Genomic DNA, 1,112 nt, shown 5'->3' with positions numbered 1-1,112 from the left:
CGTCGACCACGCCGACGGCAAGCGCGACTTCGCCTCGCTGGCCTTCGACTGGCAGATCAACCCGGATGCCACCCTGCAGCTGGATGCCGAATACCAGCACCGCGAACAGCGCTCGGTGCCGGGTTACCAGCTGCTCGGTGGCAGCGAAGTACCCCATGGCATCGACCCGGACGACCGCCTGGCCTACCAGCACTGGGCCAAGCCGGTGCAGAACGATTCGCTGAACCTGGGCGGGCGCTTCGAGTATCGTTTCAACGAGGCCTGGACAGGGGCCTTGAGTGCCTCGCGCAGCAAGGTGGTGATCGATGACTACAGCTCGTTTGCCTGGGGCAGCGAAAGGGGCTTTCAATCGCACTTTAGTCCGGAAGGAGATTACGATATCTATGATTTTCGTAGCCCAGACGACACGCGTCGCATCGATGAAATCCAGGCCATGCTCAATGGCAGGTTTGACATAGCAAGCACCAGCCATGAGCTGACCGTGGGAACCAGTGCGCAACGCCGCACGGTGGATCAACGAACCTACTACAACGAACTTCTGGAGCATGGCGGCAACATTCACACCGGATCGATAGCCCAGCCGCCCTCCGACAGACCCATAGGGTCTAGCGAACGACGCCTGGACAGCCGCCAGTACGGCCTGTTCGTCAGCGACCGTATCAGCCTCAATGAACAATGGCAGACAGTGCTGGGCGCTCGTGAAGTGCGCCTGGATGAAAAGACCTGGGACGAAAACGGGGTAGCCGGCCGTCATACCAGACAATACGAGTTGCTGCCCAATGCCGCACTTATTTACAAGCCGCAGCCGGATACCACCTTGTACGTCAGCTATTCCAAAGGCCTTGCAGCCGGCGGCACGGCGCCTTGGTTCGCCAGCAACGCAGCCGAAATCCTCGCGCCCACTACCTCCCACCAGCTGGAACTGGGCCTCAAGCACGACTGGCAAGGCCTGAGCTTCAGCGCCGCACTGTTCCAGATCCGCCAGGCATACCAGTACGCGCGCCCGGACGGCGCCGGCCACTTCAACTACGTGCAGCAAGGCCAGCAGAAGAACACTGGTCTGGAGCTGGGTGCCAGTGGCTGGGTGACCTCGAACCTGCAACTGCAAGCCA

1 protein-coding gene is annotated in these 1,112 nt (G+C 61.0%); it reads left to right on the top strand.

Going from position 1 to position 1,112, the window contains the following annotated elements; all coding sequences use genetic code 11:
• Positions 1 to 1,112: TonB-dependent siderophore receptor (locus tag JV551A3_RS10065; protein WP_133978658.1), on the top strand; the 1,112-nt coding region annotated here is incomplete at both ends.

The organism is Pseudomonas inefficax (assembly GCF_900277125.1).
Taxonomy (GTDB): domain Bacteria; phylum Pseudomonadota; class Gammaproteobacteria; order Pseudomonadales; family Pseudomonadaceae; genus Aquipseudomonas; species Aquipseudomonas inefficax.
Note: the sequence above shows the minus strand (reverse complement) of the source record. Positions and strands in the feature narration are given on the sequence as shown.